The sequence below is a fragment of the Desulfotruncus arcticus DSM 17038 genome, from assembly GCF_900113335.1.
Lineage (GTDB): Bacteria > Bacillota > Desulfotomaculia > Desulfotomaculales > Desulfallaceae > Desulfotruncus > Desulfotruncus arcticus.
Genome location: NZ_FOOX01000006.1, coordinates 102175 through 119797, shown reverse-complemented (window position 1 = coordinate 119797; position 17623 = coordinate 102175). Strand labels below are relative to the sequence as shown.

The window sequence follows — 17623 nt, the reverse complement described above, 5'->3', positions numbered from 1 at the left end:
GGAGTTCCAACGCCGGCGCTGCTGCTGAATATTTAAGAGCGGGTGATTAAATGAAAAGGCTGTTTTTTACAGCTATATTAATATTAACGGCTCTGTTGCTGCTGCTGAGTATCATTCCGGAAAATCCGTTGTATAACGTCAACTGGGCCCTGCTTTCGGCACTTGTGGTGGGGCTGTCCCTCCTGGCTTTTTTTTGGCGTTTTGATCATACCGCGGCCACAGCCAAGGAAATTGCCCTGATAGCAACCATGGCTTCTCTGGCCGCTGTTTCCCGGGTTCCCTTTGCTGTCATTATGAGTGTCCAGCCCACCACCTTTATGGTGATGATTACCGGTTATGTTTTTGGTGCCCGGACCGGATTCATGGTGGGCGCTGTTGCCGCTCTGGTGTCCAATTTTTTTCTGGGGCAGGGTCCCTGGACTCCCTGGCAGATGTTCTGCTGGGGACTGTGCGGCATGTCGGCGGGACTTCTGGGAAGAAAACAGGTGGAGTTTAAAATGGTTCCTTTTTTGCTGCTGTGTGGGTGCTGGGGCTATTTATTCGGTTGGATTATGAATATCTGGCACTGGTTGGGTTTTGTCTACCCCTTAACGCTAACAACCTTTATCGGCACCTACATGGCCAGTTTTGCCTTTGATACCTTGCACGCGGCGGGAAATATTGTTTTTTCATTAATGCTGGGCAGGTCCTTTTACCAGGTGTTGACACGATTTAAAAAGAAGTTTTTTATTATCAGGCCGGCAACTAAATGTGAAGGAAGTTAAGGGATGGTTTAAAGTAGTTTTTAAGCATTAGCGTTAATCTCCTTGCGGGGCTGATTTTACACACCTTTCGTGTGGGTGAAAAGACGCTGGCTGACGGAATTTATGGAGAATAAACCTTTTTTCCCTGGAAAAGCTATGCTGAGATAAATCTATCCAGGGTGATTGATTTGGATTTGCAAGCTGAGATACTTCTTAGAATTATACTGGCCTTCTTTGCGGGTATTCTGTTAGGAGCGGAAAGGGAAAAAAGACATAAACCGGCAGGGCTGCGCACCCATGCTCTTGTTTGCATGGGCACAGCGTTGTTTACTGTTATCAGTGCATATGGTTTTGAGCAATTCGCGGGCTTGCCTCCATACGGCAATATGGACCCGACGCGTATTGCCGCACAGATAGTGACTGGTGTAGGGTTTATCGGCGGGGGGATCATATTCAAGGAAAAAAACCGGGTTAGCGGGCTTACCACCGCAGCCAGCATATGGCTTACCGCCGGGGTTGGCACGGGTATTGGAGCCGGTATGTACCTTCCGATGCTTCTGGCCGCGGGTTTAGCTATCATTACGCTGAGACTGGACCGGCTGATTAAACGTTTGGGCCTGGAAACGGACGATAATGAATGAGAATTAAAACCAATGCGCATTATTGAATACAGTCCGATTAGACCTGATATCCCTGTTAAAACGAAAAGATAGAAGCAAGGGCTGTCCTACGCCGGTACGGCCCTCGCTCTTTTTGGTGAGGTTACCAGTGGAAAATTAAATTATGTTGTTGATTTCTGCTGGAAAAATAATGGATTTGAATCTATTAAAAATTTAGGAAACTTTACATAGTAATTGGGGAAGTCAGATGTATTGATGCTCCAAAATTAATCCATAGTTGTAATATAAATGGTGTTGCCTTCTTTGGTTCCTTTTAAAAGTTCGCAATGACGCAATACGGAAAAATTTCTTTCCAGCTCCCACTGTTGCAAATTAAAATGTGCTGCTATTTCCGGACGGGTGATTTTGCCTTTCTCTTTTACAAATTGATAGATATTTTTTTGCAGTTCCGTCAATCCTTCCGTCCCGGTTTGGCCGGCCAGCTTGCGGTGGGTGACTGCACTATGCACGGCCGCCACGTCGCAGGTTTTCGGAGGTTGAACACCAATTATAAAGCAATCTTCACATACAGTTTGACCATGTAACTGCATCTCGTCACCGGGTGGAATTTCGCTCTGGCATTTGGCGCAAATCATATTATCTTCACCTCCCAATTTAATTTTCATTCCACAATTTAACTACCAGCGTACTGTAAGCCATACCCGGACCACCGTGCATCAGCATACCCACACTGCACACTTCCAGCACTTCCTCCAAACTGGCGCCCAGCGCTTTCAGCGCCTTAATATGCACAGCGAGGCAAAAATCGCATTTCAGGGCCAGAGCCATGCCCAGCCCAATAAGCCTTAAAATTATTATAGCATTAAATTGTTAATATGTTAATTAGTTTTTGACATAAAAAAGCTAATTTTAACCACATGAATGCTAATGCCGGTTACGGGTGAAAAAAGACCCCGGCATGTGAGGTTACCTGCCTTTGGGGGAGAGGTAACCCCGCTGTGCGCTTTTTTATTTGGGGAAGATTGCTATCTTATTGCTGTCTTAGTGGTGTTAAATCTAACATCTGGCGGACCCTGTCAACCATCATGTCGACTAGGTGGGGCAGGGGTTCGGCTGCGCTGCCGATAACTTCAATTCCGGAACGATTCAAATGCAGAACCAATTTGGGTGCCGGTGACAGGGCTACGGCTTCGGCTGCGGCAGTGGTCATCTCGCCGTTAAAACCAAATGGTGTAATCATGCCCACTGTACCTAATATGATGCCGGCCAGCTTGGTGTTATAAATAATCGCATTTTCACCGCTGGCGGCATCATTGGCGCCCGCTTTATACATACGCCTGGTTGCCAGGGAGTTAGTGCCCAAAGCTAAGATTTCCGCTTTGGAGGCCGGCAGGGATACACTTAATCTATTTACGATTTGAGCGCCGATACCACCGCCTTGGCCGTCTATAACAGCTATACGAACAATTTTATTTTTATTCATAACCATTATACTCATTAACTTTCACATGAATTTAATTGAAAATAGTGTATTAGACCTTTAGTTTCCTTTTTTTCTTACTAATTTACCCAAACCGTAAGCTGCTCCGAAGGTGAGCACAGTGCCCAGCACACCTGCTGTCGAAGTGGCCAGACCTTCATTGTGGACTCCGGGAAGCGCGTAATCGGGGATGGGGGAGGAGATTATCTCTTTCCCTTCGCCTTTGTCTAAAAAGCCCTTGTCTTTCGCTACCTTTTCCAGCCCGTCGGGAAAAGAAGAGGCAAAGGGGGATAGACAAGCAGCCACTATAATCGCTGCAATAAAAACTTTGACGGTATTAGACATTTGATCTCACCCCGTTCTTAATTTTGGCTGTTTTATCGATAAAGCCAACCTTTTCCACAAAATTAACCACCGCTACGGTAATTAACCCTTCTCCTATGCCAATAAGCATGTGAACTCCCACCATTGCAGGTAAAGCAACACTAAAAGGGATGGTGTTGGATGCTGCCAGTTCCATTGTGGCACCAAACGCCGCTATAACAACTGATAACCACGCGGCCAGGAAAACGGAAATGTTCCTACCGATCGTGCCGGTTAAAACTTTAGAGAGTAATGAGTATGCAACGTAAGCCGTTATTACTCCCAATACAGCCATGTTGAAAATATTGCCACCCAGCGCCGTTAAGCCTCCGTCCTGAAAAGCCAAACATTGAATTACCAACACTGTTGATAGAATCAGACAACCGCTTACCGGCCCCAATAACACCGTGGCCAGCGCCGCCCCCAAAAGGTGTCCGGATGTGCCCCCGGCTATGGGGAAGTTAACCATTTGTGCCGCAAAAATAAATGCAGCCATAATACCCAGTTTGGGAATAAGTTTATCTTCCAATACTTCCTTGGATTTTTTAATGCTGTATGCCAGCGCGCCTGCGCTTAATGCATAGGTGCTGATCCAGGTTTTAGTATCTAAAAAACCATCTGGTATATGCATTTGTCATTACCCCTTTTTTTATTAATTTAAGAAACGTCGTACCGGGCCTTCTAAATGTTGAAATAGATGACATCACCTGCCTAATAAAAAATTAAAAGCCACCAAGACACAACCCTGTTTCGTACAGAGTATAGCCTTCATGGCTTGTAGTTATTAGGTATCGATAAATTAAATAGCTTGTAATAATGCTTGGCCCGTTTTACGTAAACGGCCATTTGACGATTCTTACCGTCGTAATATTATATAACAATTCTCGATAAATTGTTAATATCCTTTTTTGAATAATAAATTTATTCTTGAATTGCCCCGGTTAAACAGATTGGTTTATTATACCAACTTTTAATACAGATTGTTAGTAACATCTATGTTAGTTGCTTCATAGTATTGATTATGTTTTTGTTAGATACAATTAACAAACTAAATCCAAATAAAGTTTGAGGGAGGCAATTTATATGAATAACAAAACTACTTTAACTTTAAGCAGTTTAGGCAACGGGTCTTTTGCCTTGGTTAAGGAAGTTGTCGCCGAAGGTTTAGACCGGCGCAGGTTGCTTGACCTTGGTCTGGTACCCGGCACCAGGGTAGAAGTCATACGCCGCAGTCCGGTGGGAGACCCTATTGCTTTTAATATTAGGGGAGCTGTTATAGCGCTGCGTAAGGAAGTGGCCAGTATGGTGCTTGTGGCACCCGGGAATAAATAAAATTATGAAAAAATAGGGGGATAACAATGGGACTCACTTACCAATCGACCGGGCGGTCAATAACAAAGGAAGGATTAAATATTAAAGTTGCCAATAGCGATAAAGTTATCGCGTTAGCGGGAAACCCAAATACGGGCAAAAGCACGGTTTTTAATGCTTTAACAGGGTTAAGGCAGCATACCGGCAATTGGCCGGGGAAAACAGTGCTGCGGGCTGAGGGAAGCTTTGTGCATAACGGTCATAGGTATAGATTAATAGATCTGCCGGGTACTTACTCGCTGCTTGCTAATTCAGCTGACGAGGAGGTAGCCAGAGATTTTATATGTTTTGCCCGCCTTGATGCTACCATTGTAGTAGTTGATGCCACTTGCCTGGAACGCAACCTGAACCTGGTGTTGCAGGTTATGGAAATTACTAATAAGGTTGTGGTCTGTTTAAACTTAATTGACGAAGCGCGGCGCAAAAAAATTAGCATAGATATCGAAAAATTAAGCAGGTCATTGGGAGTGCCTGTAGTTGCAACTGCGGCGCGCAATGGAGAAGGGCTGCCCCGGCTGTTGGAGGTATTAAGCGATGTAGTCTTTGAACGGGTAAAGCCAAAACCAAACATTGTCAGGTACTCACCGGAGGTGGAAAAAGCAATAGCCCAACTGGAGCCTAAAATAAGGGCATTGATGGGTGATAAAATAAATTCGCGCTGGGTGGCGTTGCGCTTGATAGACGGTGATTTGAAGCTGGTGCAAGCCATAGATAAGCGCTTTTGTGGCAATGAAGTTGAATTGTTGGCCCAAGAGGTCCTGGCATGAGCACGCACACTATCCTGGGCGGGTTGCTGAAAGAAGCGCAGGAATTAATGGGTGAACAACAGTTAATGGTACGTGACAGCATAGTTAAAAGCATTTATAATACTGCCGAAAATTTAACAAATGATGTTGTAAGTTATACCTCACCGCAAAGGACAGATTGGGACCGGAAAATTGATAATATACTGACCTCCCCCATATGGGGATTCCCAATTATGTTTGCTTTACTGGCAGTGATATTTTGGCTTACCATTACAGGAGCGAACTATCCGTCGGCCGCATTGGCAAATGTACTTTTCTCGGTGCAGGATAGGTTAACCGATTTGTTTATGTATTTGCACGCTCCGGATTGGCTGCATGGTTTTCTTGTTCTTGGGGTATACCGTGGTTTGGCCTGGGTGGTATCGGTGATGCTGCCGCCCATGGCTATATTCTTCCCGATGTTTACTTTGTTGGAGGATGCGGGCTACCTGCCACGTGTTGCCTTTAACCTGGACCGGTTCTTTAAAAAAGCCGGGGCGCATGGCAAACAAGCGTTAACTATGAGTATGGGGTTCGGGTGTAATGCAGCCGGCATTATAGCCTGTAGAATTATTGAATCGCCCAGGGAAAGGCTGATTGCCACGCTAACTAACTTTTTTGTGCCCTGCAACGGCAGGTTCCCAACCTTAATCGCCCTGGTCAGTATCTTTATTGCCGGAGCAGTATCTCTTTCTCTCAGCAGCGTAGTGGCAACTCTGGGCATAGCCGGTTTAGTGGTATTTAGTATAGCAATAACACTGTCTGTCTCTTGGGTTTTATCTAAAACTCTGTTAAAAGGTGAACCCTCTTCGTTTACCCTGGAGTTACCACCTTATAGAGTGCCGCAATTCGGTCGGGTGTTGGTGCGCTCGGTGCTGGACCGCACCATATTTGTACTGGGCCGCGCTGTTGTTATAGCCGCCCCTGCCGGTGGCCTGGTGTGGATACTGGCCAATACCATGATTGGCGATACCAGCGTTTTGTCCACCATAGCGGGCTGGCTGGACCCCTTGGCCAGGTTTATGGGTTTGGACGGTGTTATCCTTATGGCTTTTATTTTGGGACTGCCGGCTAATGAAATAGTTTTACCGATTTTAATCATGAGTTATGTTTGTGGCGGTTCAATGATAGAACTTGATAGTTTGGCTGATTTACGCAATCTTTTAGTTAATCAACATGGTTGGACCTGGCTAACTGCTTTATGCACTTTAATATTCTCTCTCTGCCACTGGCCCTGCGGCACCACGCTTTACACTATTCAAAGAGAACAAAAGGATTGGCGCTGGACTGTTATGGCTGCGGCTATTCCTACCATTGTAGGTGTAGTCATATGTATAATAATAAATAGCTTGGTTCGCGCATTAGGGTTAGTTTAGTAGATATATACCACGAAGGTATATGCCGCTATTTGCGGCATTGCCCCCGTGGTATTTGTTTTTAAAACTTGTCGGAGCAACCGGTTGACACTACTCTTGATAGCCGTCAATAAGCCCCAACCCTTTTTCTTTTCTATATTCACAATGCTGCAGGAATTTTTGCCTGCAGCTACTGTTGTTTTCAAAGAAATCAACCAGGCTTTCCAATGCCCGTATAGTAGGTAATGATAGGTAATGCTCCATTGCCTCGGCTTCCGCTCCCACATCGCAATCAGATTTAATGGTTAAAAGAAATCTTTGCAATATGCTGTTTCTCTCGACAAGAAACTTCCCAACCCGGCGACCCTTGTCAGTCAAGACTAGCTCCTTGTATCTTTGGTAAATTAAGTAATTTTCATTATGTAAATTGCGTATGGCATTATTTACCGACGGCATGGTTACATCCAGGCGGTTTGCTATGTCACTTACCCGTACTACATTGTTGTGCAGGGAAAAACGATAAATTTCTTCCAAGTAATCTTCCATGCTTGGTGATAACATCAGATATACCCCCTGTTAAATGGACCAAAGTTTTATATTCAACTTCTTTATATTTAACTAATGGTAGGCAAAACTTAGACGATCCAAAGTATTATTAGATTCTATTATAAGTAAATTAATTAAATGCCTCGATAATGCCAAAATAATATTAGTAATGCCGAAATAACAGAAATAACATTTAGGTCGCAATTTTCTTGCCAATAAAGAAGACCTGGTTCAGGTGGGGTTTTGACCATACGTTGGGGACATTCCTCGACCCAAAAGTTTGACCCATAAGCAGAGGTGTGTCCCCTGACCGCTAAACCTTAGTCGCACTTATTTCGAGCTTACAGGCTGTGCGAAGATTAAAAAAACGCGCTCAACCAGTTCCCATAGCGCGGTATTGCTATACTTTTTAAAGTATAGCAATACCCAGACAAAACTGTCTGGGTATTTTTTACAATTTTATAAGTTGTCGTTTAATGTCCGCAGCTGCCACAGTTGGTTGAACTGCAGGAGGCGCAGCCGCCACCTCCGCCGCTGCCGATTACTTCAGTGCCCCCGGCATTCTTTTTGGTAAACCCGGACATTACTCTTTCCGCTCCCACTGCGGAGCATTTGGGGCATTTAAGCTCCTTGCCGTTTTCGCCCATGGAGCAAAGTTTTTCGAAACGTTTTCCGCATTTATCGCAACGAAACTCATAGATAGGCATAATCAAACACTCCTTTCCTTTAATTAATTTATGCCCTTATGGTTCTCCTGTCAAGGGTCGTTTATTTTTGACCTTTGGGCAGGGATTGTCAAAACGAACAGAGAACAGTTAATTACATTATAACCGCAAAAAATGTTGTTAATCGGGGACATACCTCCGACCCCCAAAGCTACGACCCCAAAGATGAGGTGTGTTCCATTCCTTATTAACAAAGAATTGGAGGCTGGTCATGCAAATAACGTTCTACGGGGCGGCTCAGACTGTAACCGGTTCCTGCTACCTGCTGGAAACCGAAGATAAAAAAATTATGATTGACTGCGGAATGTTTCAGGGCCACCGGATATCACGTGAACGAAATTACCTTCCCTTTGATCCCATACCGGCAAGCGTTGATTACTTATTGCTTACGCACGCTCATATCGACCACAGCGGCCTGGTGCCGAAATTTTATAAAAATGGTTTTAAAGGACGCACAATAACTACAGATGCTACGGTGGATCTCCTGGAGGTGCTGCTGCCGGATAGCGGCCACATTCAGGAAATGGAGGTTGAACGTCTTAACCGCAAAGCCAGGCGGGCCGATAAGAAATTATTGGACCCCATCTATACTGCTGAAGATGCTTTCCGTTATGTCAGGGAATTCGAGCGGGCACAATATAAACAGGTCATCAGTCTTGATCACAATATATCCATTCGCTTTAATGATGCGGGCCATATCCTGGGTTCCGCTATTTTGGAAATTTGGGTGCGTGAAGGAACCCAACAGACCAAACTTGTTTTCAGCGGCGACCTGGGTGGTAAAGGTAAGCCGTTTGTCAATGACCCCGCAATTATCGATGAAGCCGATTACCTGGTGATGGAATGCACATATGGTGACAGACTGCATCAAGATAAAGGACATAGGCTGGAAAGCTTACGGCAGGTAATTCAGCAAACTTATGACAGGGGCGGTAATGTCATTATTCCTGCTTTTGCGGTGGAACGTACTCAGGATTTACTGTATGATATTAGCCAGCTGGTAATAAAAAATGAGCTTCCACCGATGCAGGTCTTTATCGACAGCCCTATGGCAGTGGCTGCTACTGAGGTGTTTATGCAACATCCTGATTATTTTGACCAGGAAACCAGAAAGTTGATTGCCAGGGGCGTTAATCCACTGGCTATGCCAAACCTGCATTTCTCCCGCACGGCTGATGAATCCCGGCGGATCAACGAAATTAAAAGCGGGGCCATTGTCCTGTCTGCCAGTGGGATGTGTGACGCCGGGCGGATTAAACACCATTTAAAGCACAATTTATGGCGGCCGGAATGTACTGTTTTGTTTGTTGGCTACCAGGCTCCCGGGACAAAGGGCCAACGACTATTGAGCGGGGTTAATTTCATTCGCATTCACGGTGAAGAAGTTGCAGTTAAGGCTGATATCAAGTCTATGGGCGGCTATTCTTCACACGCGGATCAGGAAGGGTTGTTGGAATGGCTGGGTTCCTTCGGTAAACTGCCGGAACGGGTTTTCCTGGTGCATGGAGACCCGGAAGCCCTTGCTGTTATGGAAAAACTGGTTCCGGAGAAAACAGGGGTAAGCGCATATGCGCCGGCCTGGCAGGAAACAATTCAGCTCACTCCCGGAGCCGTATTCAGTACTGTGGATCTGCAGCGAGCCTATCAGGCAGTGGCATCAAAAATGGATGCTTTCTTGAAATCAGCTCCCGAACAGGCTGATTATAATCAGGTTATGAAACGGCTTAGAGATCTGGAAAGCCTATTGGCCGAAGTTAAAGCCGGCTAGATGCAAGGAATGTTTTCAATTGAAGGGGATTTTATCTTGGATCAGGGTTTTGTTATCAATGAGCGTGAAAATTTGGTTTTTCTTACCGTACCTGCGTTATCTGCCTGCAGCGGCGTGACGCACGCTTATACCACCCGCCGGGGTGGTACAAGCTTAGAACCTTATGCTTCCCTCAATATGGGCCTGCATGTGGGGGATGACCCTGAACGAGTGATTGCCAACCGGCAGCGGGCTTGCCGGTTGCTTGGCGCCGACATTTCCCAAATGGTTGCAGGACAGCAGGTACACGGTGCTAAAGTGGTTACGGTGGGGAACTCCTTTTGCGGCAGAGGTTCAATGTCCCGGGATGATGCCATTCCCGGCGTAGACGCACTTGTAACGGCTGAGCCCGGTGTCCTGCTTTCCAGCTATTATGCCGATTGTGTGCCGCTGTTTTTCATGGATCCGGTTCGTAAGGTGGTAGCCCTGGCCCACGCAGGGTGGAAAGGGACCGTACTGCGCATTGGGGCGGCGACTGTTAATCACATGCAGCAAGAGCATGGCTGCAAAGCGGGGGATATTATAGCCGGCATCGGCCCGTCCATTGGACCATGCTGCTATGAAGTGGATGCGCCGGTAATTAAACAAGTGGAAGGGTGTTTGCCCGGACATGCCGGTCTGGCCCGCCCCGGCAAGCCCGGCAAATGGTGGTTGAATCTGCCGGAAGTAAACCGCCGGGTACTCCTGGAGGCGGGGATTCGGTCGGAAAATATAACCATGGCCGGTTATTGCACCTCCTGCCGTAATGACTTGTTTTTTTCACACCGGGGGGAAAACGGTTGGACTGGTAGAATGGCTTCATTAATAATGCTAACCGGGGGGTAATGATTTTGTCCAGAATACTGGTGGTGGATGATGAAAAGAATATTATCGAATTGCTCAGGTTTAACCTGGAACGGGAAGGTTTAGAGGTTATCGCGGCTTACGACGGCCAGCAGGCGGTAGAACAAGCCCGTACCGAAAAACCGGACCTGATTATTCTTGATATCATGCTGCCATTGATGGATGGGTTGGAAGTATGCCGGCAGTTGAACCAGCAAGCTGAGACCAGGAATATCCCCGTGATTATGTTAAGCGCCAAGGGAGACGAATTGGATAAAATTTTGGGTTTGGAAATCGGCGCGGACGATTATGTGACCAAACCGTTTAGCCCCAGAGAATTGGTGGCCAGAGTCAAAGCCAGGCTGCGCAGGCTGCAGCCATGTGCTGAAGGCGGGGAATCGGAAATTATCGGCGGAAGAATGGTATTGGGCCGGCTGATTATCGACCAGGAAAGATTTGAGGTGCTGGTGGACAGCGATAAGCTGGACCTTACCCCCAAGGAGTTTGAGCTTTTGCGTTTTATGGCCGGTGAGCCGGGTAAAGTCTTTTCCCGGGAGCATTTGCTCGAAAAAATCTGGGGCTATGATTTTGCCGGTGACTCACGCACGGTTGACGTGCATATCAGGCATCTCAGACAAAAACTGGAAAAATACCCGGGTGTAGCGCAATATATTGAAACAGTCAGGGGTGTTGGCTACAGGTTCAGGGAGGTGCTCGATTGAATTTCCTGCAGTTCTTTCGCAGCATAGGCTGGCGTCCGGTCGCCAGTTATTTTTTTATGCTGCTGTTGTTTTATACAATTTTAAAGCTTTACGCGGTGGACAAGCTTGATATTTTCGGAGCCATAGCGCTGGCGTTTCCTTTTGCGGTAGGACTGGCCTGGGTTCTTTACCGCCGGGTGATCAGACCGTTGAATGAAATTATCGTTGTTTCCAAAGAAATTGCCCGGGGTAATTTAGATCGCCACCTGGATATCAACACAGCCGACGAAATAGGGGATTTGGCCAGAAGCATCAACAATATGGCGGACCGGCTGCGGCTAACCATAGAAGAAATTACGGAGGAAAAAAACAGGGCTCAGGCTATACTCAACAGTATGGCTGACGGAGTTATCGCGGTGGATCGTGAAGAACGGGTGATTATGGTTAATCCGGCTGCGGAAATGATGTTTGGCCTGGAGCAGACTGAGTGCATCGGGAAAAGCCTATTGGAGGCGATACGTAACTTCGACCTGGATACTGCATTAAAAAAGGTTCAGTATTGCAATAAGCCGCATACACGGGAAATAGAATTTATTTCTCCCGAGCCGCGTACCTTTAACCTGCGTATTACCCCACTGCATGTCAGCAACCAGGGCGGCGCGGTGATACTTTTGCGCGACGTTACCGGGCGCAAACGCATGGAACAGATGCGCAGTGAATTCGTGGCCAATGTATCCCATGAGCTTAGAACACCTTTAACATCAATCAGAGGATTTGTTGAAACACTGCTGGACAGCGGTACTGAAGATCCTGAGATGACCAAACATTTTTTAAATATTATTAATACAGAGACCAGGCGCCTTTCCAAGCTGGTGGATGAATTAATGTATCTGTCCAAAATTGAGGAGCGCAGGGTGGTGCACAGGTGGCGGCAGGTAGAAATAGGGCAGTTGTTTGACCGGGTATTGGCCATTTGCGGTACCCAGGCCGAGGAAAAACAGATCGAAATCAGGGCCAACCTGCCCTCCCGTTTACCCCCCCTTTTCGGTGACCCGGACATGCTGGCCCAAGTGATGATAAATTTAATGGACAATGCTATTAAATATACGCCTCCCGGAGGAAGTGTCATGGTTGGGGCCTGCCTGGACGGAGATGAAATTCGGGTTGATGTGGCAGACACCGGTGTGGGGATTCCGGCCGACAGCCTGCCGAGAATATTTGAAAGGTTCTACCGGGTAGATAAGGCCCGGTCCCGGGAACTGGGCGGCATCGGACTTGGTCTGGCCATTGTCAAACATATTATTATTGGGCATGGCGGGAGTGTGGAAGTTAAAAGCAATTCCGGCAAAGGTACAATATTTTCTGTGTTCCTGCCTCTGGAAAACCAGCGTTGACGCAGCCGTAGCGAAAGAAATGAATTAATTAAAGAAAATTGCCTGTAATCGGCAGGAAAAAATTTATTTATGGGGTACTATTTTATATCATGCAATTTTTTACAGGGGGAAAGTCGTGGGGAAGTATAGGCTTCGCCCCGGCCGGTTCATTCTGGCGCTGGTAATGCTTGCCGGTATATTAATGGTTGCAGTTTGGGGTGGTATGAGCACCCTGGGCTTTGCTAAAGATGCGGTTGTAGCCAGGATGCTGGATGTAGAACAGTTGACCTGGCAGGAAAGTGTCAGGTCGGTGCAGGCTGAGGGCATTATCATCAGAGGTGAAGAAACAATTAAGGCTCCATTGTCCGGTGAACTGCAGCTGCTGGTCAAGGATGGGGAGCGGCTGCGGGTGGGGGCTCCCATTGCCCGGATTGACGGGGTGTCTGAAGAAACAATAGTCAGCCCGAGGGCCGGAATATTTTGCACCCATTTAGACGGTCTGGAAAATTTACTTGATCCCGGCATGACGGATGTATTGGACATGGAGGCCGTTGAGAAAATAACTAACAGAACCGGTGTTGACGGGAGCGAAGAAGTTGCCGGAGGAACATTGATTGGCAAGGTTGTGGACAACCTCAACCCGATAATCATTTATCTAAGGGCTGACCAGCCGGAAGATGTTCCCGCCGCACCTTTTCAAAAGGGATCGGTAATAAAACTGAGCCAGGGTCAACAGGAAATTCGGGGCAAAATAATCAGCCTGTGGAATGAAAATAACAGTTATACCATGTTCGTTCAAGTTGATGATAATAATTACCCGGAGAATTTTGTTCATCAACGACACCAGAAGATAGACCTGGCATTGGAGAGGCTGGAAGGCTGGCTTGTTCCTGAAGGGGCCATAGCGTTTAAAGACGGGGACCCCGGTCTCTACCTGGTAGAAAAACAAACTGTTACCTTTGCTCCGGTGACTGTTGAGGGACGGTTAAACGGAATGGTTAGTGTAAGCAGTAAACGTCTCAGCAATATGGTTCGCTATGTCGTCAACCCGGACTGGGCCTCAGAGGGTATCAGGCTGGGTGGTTAGGAGATGATTTTTTGAGTGTGCGGGAAAACCTCGTAAATATCAGGGAAAGGGTGCGGCTTGCAGCCCTCAGGGGGGGCCGGGACCCGCTAACCATAAAAATCATAGCGGTTACTAAGCGGGTTGGTGTACCTCAAATCATGGAGGCTGTAGAAGCAGGGCTATTGGATCTGGGCGAGAACAGGGTTCAGGAATTGGCGGCCAAGGTGCCGCAAATTCCTTCCAATCTGCACTGGCACATGATCGGTCACTTGCAAACCAATAAAGTTAAACATATTATAGGTAAGGTGGAGCTGATTCACTCGCTGGACAGTTGGAACCTGGCTGTTGAAGTTGACCGTCAGGCCGCGCGGGTGGACAAGATTGCCAGGGTGTTGGTTCAGGTCAATGTTTCCGGTGAGGAAACCAAATATGGCATTAATACCAACGAGGCTGATGATTTTATTACTGAGTTAAAAAAGCTAAAAAACATAAAAGTTGAGGGATTAATGACCATTGCGCCATTTGTGGATGACCCGCAGGAAGCTAGGCCGTTTTTTAGGGAACTGCGGCTATTGTCCCGAGAGTTGAACGAGAAGATAAGCGGGGTTGAGCTTAAACACCTGTCAATGGGCATGACCAATGATTATGAGGTGGCTGTGGAAGAAGGATCGGATATGCTGCGATTGGGCACGGCGATTTTCGGTGCTCGCATATCTCGCATATAATGAAAAGGAGTGGGCGAATTTGTCAAGAAGATTAATGGACAAAATGCTGAATTTTATGGGCTTTGAAGAGGAACAGCTGGATGATAAGGAGCAAGACCTCCGCCCCGTTGAAGAGGAGCCGGTTACGTTTCAGAAATCTAAAAAGAACCGCGGCCAGGTGGTAAGCCTTCATACACAGCGCCAGGTGCGGGTTGTGGTTATTGAGCCCACAAGCTTTGATGATGTGCCTGCTATAGCCGATAATCTGAAGAATCACAGGCCGGTAATAATTAACCTGGAACAGGCTGATTCCGAGCTGGCTAAACGGGTGGTGGATTTCGTAAGCGGCACCACATATGCTCTTGATGGTAGTATGCAAAAGGTTGGGAAAGGCATATTCCTCTCCGTGCCCAACAATGTTGGTATTGAAGGGGATTTTGACGGAGATATTAAGGAAAAGGGAATTTTTGCCTGGATGAAATAAGTTTTTATGAAGCAGATATGAAATAAGTTTATGGAAGGATGCTTGTAAATGTCCCAGAAAAATTATAACATTGGCTTTATTGGCGGGGGGGCCATGGCCGAGGCCTTGATGGCAGGTTTTATTAAAGCCGGGCTGGTTACGCCGGAAAAGCTAATCGTCAGTGATGTAAACGAACACCGTATCAACCATCTTCAAGAAAAGTTTGAAATCCAGATTACCCACGATAATACTGCCGTAGTTGAAGGTGCCGACATTATTGTTTTGGCTGTTAAGCCCTTTGTGCTGGGCAATGTGCTGGAGAATGTCGGAGGCAAAATAAGACAGGAACAAATAGTGATATCCATCGCCGCAGGTATATCTACATTATATATAGAAAAACTTTTGATGGACGGAGTACCTGTGGTAAGGGTTATGCCCAATACCCCCGCACTGGTTGGCGAAGGTGCCACTGCGGTTTGCTGCGGCAAATGGGCTGGCGAGAAGCACCGGGAACTGGCCCTGGAATTGTTCGGCGCTGTGGGCCGGGCGGTACCGGTTTCGGAAAACTTGATGGATGCTGTAACAGGTCTTAGCGGCAGTGGTCCGGCATATATGTATGTTATAGCCGAGGCATTATCTGACGCCGGCGTTCGGATGGGGCTGCCCCGCGATAAGGCACAGACTCTGGCGGCACAGACCATGCTGGGCGCAGCCAAGATGATCCTGGAAACAAACCGTCATCCCGGAATGTTAAAGGATATGGTAACCACTCCTGCCGGAACGGCCATTGAGGGTCTTTTGGCCCTGGAGGAAGGTGGTCTTAGGATTGCATTAGGGCGGGCGGTGGAAAGAGCCTGCCAGCGCTCCCGTCAGCTTTCCGGCCAAGATAAAAGATAACGGGGTGACTTATGAATATTGGCATTGTAACTATTATTAATGTGGCTTTTGAGGTTTACACGTGGCTGATCTTTATTCGCATTATTTTGTCCTGGGTTAGGTTAAATCCTTACCAACCGCTGGTTAAATTTATTTATGAAACTACTGAGCCTGTACTTGGGCTCTTTAGGAGGATTATTCCTCCAATTGGTGTGATAGATATTTCCCCCATCGCGGCTTTTTTTGCCCTGGAGTTGGTGCGCAGGCTGTTAGTCAATATTTTGCTGTCAGTGGGGATTTTCTAGCATGAACCGCAACAAACTGCTGGATGCGGCTGTAACCCCAGAGGAAAGGGAAACCCTGGCCCGGGTTCTGGATCTTGCAGAAATAGTATTAAAAACTCATCGAACACAGTATGCTGATTTTAATGACCCCTATCGCTGCGGGCTTATAGCCAGAACCGTTGAAGCAATACCTGGCCTGACAGCCAGGGTAGACGGAGGTTACCCCGCGGCGGAAAGGGCGCGGGTTTTAATTTCTCCTGATTACCTGCCGGAAGCACCGGAAGATGGACTTGTTTTTTTGGAGATTAAGGGCAATTTTCGTTTTAAACCGGTAACCCACCGGGATTACCTGGGTGCTTTGATGGGAATGGGAATACGTCGGGAAAAGCTGGGAGACATACTTGTTAACGAAAACGGTGCCCATATAATTGTGGCAAAAGAAATTGCCGATTACATAAAGTCCGGGTTAACAGCGGTCGGGCGTACCGGGGTTAGTGTCAGAGAGATGGCCCGGACCGATTTGGAACTTCCCGAAAGGGAATATCGTGAGATCAAGACGACGGTTCAATCCATGCGCATAGATGCAGTTGCCGCCCATGGTTTTGGTCTTTCCAGAAGTAAAATGGCCGGAGAAATCACGTCAGGAAAGATTTTTTTAAATTGGCGTCCCTGCCTGGACCCTTCCGCCGGGGTTAATGCCGGAGATATGATTTCCGCCCGGGGCAGGGGCCGCGTTGAAGTTATTGAGACCGGAGGCAAAACTAAAAAAGGTCGTTTGGGTTTATTGCTAAGACGATATTAAGAGGAAAGGGGACACACCTCTCTTTAGGGTCATGGCTTTAGAGTCGGAGGTATGTCCCCATATAAAATGGAGGTGTGGTCCGGTGCTTACCCCCCTGGATATTCAGAAGAAAGAATTTAAACGGGCATTTCGCGGTTACAACCAAGATGAAGTGGATCAGTTTCTGGACCAGTTGGTACGTGACTATGAGTTATTGTATATTGAAAATCAGTCCCTCAAAGAAAAACTTGAGGCCAGCGAGACAGCCAAAGCGCGCTATCTGGAGATGGAAAAAATAATTAAGGACGCCGTAATTATGGCTCAGAAAAATGCAGATGACCTGACACGCAACGCCCGCCAGCAGGCAGACATGATCGCGGAGGACGCGCGCCTTAACGCGGAGAAAATCATTGGTGAGGCTGAGTCCAAGGCTGGACAAGCCCTGCAGGAAGCCCGGGAGCGGGCACGGTTCAGGATCAAAGAGGCGGAAGAACGTGTCCAAACTTTGCTGGACGAGTATCGCTTTCTGGAAAAACAGACCAGCGTATTTAGAGTTAAATTCCGTTCCTTTCTGGAAGCCCAGTTGGAACTGCTGGATGGCCAGCAAAATGAGGCCCAGGAGCTTTTAGCCGAGGCAGGTTTGGGTTTATTCCAGGCGGCTGCGTCAATAGAGAATGCAGTGGTATCGAACGAGGACAGCCGGAAAAACCGGGAGACCGGTATTGACGACGCAGTTGATGATGAAAACAAGTAGCTTA

The 17623-nt window shown here is 47.2% G+C and carries 23 protein-coding genes; 16 read left to right on the top strand and 7 right to left on the bottom strand.

Annotated elements, in window-relative coordinates; all coding sequences use genetic code 11:
* The first annotated feature begins 50 nt into the window (after positions 1–50).
* Together BM056_RS09940 and BM056_RS09935 are read left to right on the top strand one after the other, a co-directional pair.
* Complete coding sequence (locus BM056_RS09940) at positions 51–764, top strand: ECF transporter S component (RefSeq protein ID WP_092471231.1); 714 nt, start codon at positions 51–53, stop codon at positions 762–764.
* A 167-nt stretch (positions 765–931) separates the two neighbouring features.
* On the top strand, positions 932–1384 hold the full coding sequence (locus BM056_RS09935) for an MgtC/SapB family protein (protein WP_092471229.1): 453 nt from the start codon (positions 932–934) through the stop codon (positions 1382–1384).
* Between the two features lie 245 nt (positions 1385–1629).
* Here the strand turns inward: BM056_RS09935 and BM056_RS09930 are convergent, their stop codons facing one another.
* From BM056_RS09930 to BM056_RS09910, 5 genes are all read right to left on the bottom strand, one after another.
* A complete protein-coding gene (locus tag BM056_RS09930; RefSeq protein WP_092471227.1) occupies positions 1630–1998 on the bottom strand; it encodes a hypothetical protein in 369 nt (122 codons plus the stop codon).
* Positions 1999–2017: 19 nt separating this feature from the next.
* The gene (locus BM056_RS09925; protein WP_274377537.1) at positions 2018–2197 is read right to left on the bottom strand and encodes a carboxymuconolactone decarboxylase family protein; all 180 of its coding nucleotides are present in this window, start codon (positions 2195–2197) and stop codon (positions 2018–2020) included.
* A 196-nt stretch (positions 2198–2393) separates the two neighbouring features.
* Positions 2394–2846 carry a DUF3842 family protein gene (locus tag BM056_RS09920; protein WP_092471223.1) on the bottom strand — a complete coding sequence of 151 codons (453 nt, stop codon included), beginning with the start codon at positions 2844–2846 and terminating at the stop codon, positions 2394–2396.
* A 57-nt stretch (positions 2847–2903) separates the two neighbouring features.
* Entirely contained in the window at positions 2904–3188 is a 285-nt protein-coding gene (locus BM056_RS09915) for a PDGLE domain-containing protein (protein WP_092471221.1), read from the bottom strand.
* Positions 3181–3837, bottom strand: coding sequence for an energy-coupling factor ABC transporter permease (locus BM056_RS09910; RefSeq protein WP_092471219.1), 657 nt, complete (start codon positions 3835–3837; stop codon positions 3181–3183). Before BM056_RS09910 ends, BM056_RS09915 begins: the two co-directional genes overlap by 8 nt.
* Before the next feature lie 452 nt (positions 3838–4289).
* Between BM056_RS09910 and BM056_RS09905 the strand changes: the two genes are divergently transcribed.
* The 3 genes from BM056_RS09905 to BM056_RS09895 are packed head-to-tail and all read left to right on the top strand — an operon-like array spanning position 4290 to position 6738.
* Positions 4290–4538 (top strand): FeoA family protein, encoded by a 249-nt coding sequence (locus tag BM056_RS09905; protein ID WP_092471217.1) that lies wholly within the window; start codon positions 4290–4292, stop codon positions 4536–4538.
* A 26-nt stretch (positions 4539–4564) separates the two neighbouring features.
* Positions 4565–5344: a FeoB small GTPase domain-containing protein gene (locus BM056_RS09900; protein ID WP_092471215.1), complete on the top strand. Its 780-nt coding sequence runs from the start codon at positions 4565–4567 to the stop codon at positions 5342–5344.
* A complete protein-coding gene (locus BM056_RS09895) occupies positions 5341–6738 on the top strand; it encodes a nucleoside recognition domain-containing protein (protein WP_092471214.1) in 1398 nt (465 codons plus the stop codon). The genes BM056_RS09900 and BM056_RS09895 overlap by 4 nt, the downstream gene beginning before the upstream one ends.
* 90 nt (positions 6739–6828) lie before the next feature.
* On the opposite strand, the gene BM056_RS09890 is transcribed toward BM056_RS09895, so the two are convergent.
* On the bottom strand, positions 6829–7278 hold the full coding sequence (locus tag BM056_RS09890; RefSeq protein ID WP_092471212.1) for a metal-dependent transcriptional regulator: 450 nt from the start codon (positions 7276–7278) through the stop codon (positions 6829–6831).
* A gap of 458 nt (positions 7279–7736) precedes the next feature.
* Positions 7737–7970 (bottom strand): FmdB family zinc ribbon protein, encoded by a 234-nt coding sequence (locus tag BM056_RS09885; protein WP_092471211.1) that lies wholly within the window; start codon positions 7968–7970, stop codon positions 7737–7739.
* 229 nt (positions 7971–8199) lie between these two features.
* On the opposite strand from BM056_RS09885, the gene BM056_RS09880 reads away from it, so the two are divergent.
* The 11 genes from BM056_RS09880 (at position 8200) to BM056_RS09830 (ending at position 17619) form a co-directional block, all read left to right on the top strand.
* Positions 8200–9756, top strand: a complete 1557-nt coding sequence (locus BM056_RS09880; RefSeq protein ID WP_092471209.1) for an MBL fold metallo-hydrolase RNA specificity domain-containing protein — start codon at positions 8200–8202, stop codon at positions 9754–9756.
* 9 nt (positions 9757–9765) lie between these two features.
* A complete protein-coding gene (pgeF, locus tag BM056_RS09875; protein ID WP_238456396.1) occupies positions 9766–10620 on the top strand; it encodes a peptidoglycan editing factor PgeF in 855 nt (284 codons plus the stop codon).
* Positions 10621–10625: 5 nt separating this feature from the next.
* Complete coding sequence (locus BM056_RS09870; protein ID WP_092471207.1) at positions 10626–11339, top strand: response regulator transcription factor; 714 nt, start codon at positions 10626–10628, stop codon at positions 11337–11339.
* Positions 11336–12712: a two-component system histidine kinase PnpS gene (gene pnpS, locus BM056_RS09865; RefSeq protein ID WP_238456395.1), complete on the top strand. Its 1377-nt coding sequence runs from the start codon at positions 11336–11338 to the stop codon at positions 12710–12712. Before BM056_RS09870 ends, pnpS begins: the two co-directional genes overlap by 4 nt.
* Before the next feature lie 115 nt (positions 12713–12827).
* Positions 12828–13778, top strand: coding sequence for a biotin/lipoyl attachment domain-containing protein (locus BM056_RS09860; RefSeq protein ID WP_092471205.1), 951 nt, complete (start codon positions 12828–12830; stop codon positions 13776–13778).
* Between the two features lie 17 nt (positions 13779–13795).
* Positions 13796–14482: a YggS family pyridoxal phosphate-dependent enzyme gene (locus BM056_RS09855; RefSeq protein WP_337833502.1), complete on the top strand. Its 687-nt coding sequence runs from the start codon at positions 13796–13798 to the stop codon at positions 14480–14482.
* 34 nt (positions 14483–14516) lie between these two features.
* The gene (locus tag BM056_RS09850) at positions 14517–14945 is read left to right on the top strand and encodes a cell division protein SepF (protein ID WP_092471338.1); all 429 of its coding nucleotides are present in this window, start codon (positions 14517–14519) and stop codon (positions 14943–14945) included.
* A gap of 48 nt (positions 14946–14993) precedes the next feature.
* Positions 14994–15821: a pyrroline-5-carboxylate reductase gene (gene proC / locus BM056_RS09845; RefSeq protein WP_092471202.1), complete on the top strand. Its 828-nt coding sequence runs from the start codon at positions 14994–14996 to the stop codon at positions 15819–15821.
* Positions 15822–15832: 11 nt separating this feature from the next.
* Positions 15833–16105 carry a YggT family protein gene (locus BM056_RS09840; protein WP_092471200.1) on the top strand — a complete coding sequence of 91 codons (273 nt, stop codon included), beginning with the start codon at positions 15833–15835 and terminating at the stop codon, positions 16103–16105.
* Between the two features lies 1 nt (position 16106).
* On the top strand, positions 16107–16886 hold the full coding sequence (locus tag BM056_RS09835) for a YlmH family RNA-binding protein (RefSeq protein WP_092471198.1): 780 nt from the start codon (positions 16107–16109) through the stop codon (positions 16884–16886).
* A gap of 82 nt (positions 16887–16968) precedes the next feature.
* Positions 16969–17619: a DivIVA domain-containing protein gene (locus BM056_RS09830; protein ID WP_092471196.1), complete on the top strand. Its 651-nt coding sequence runs from the start codon at positions 16969–16971 to the stop codon at positions 17617–17619.
* The last annotated feature ends 4 nt before the right edge of the window (positions 17620–17623 follow it).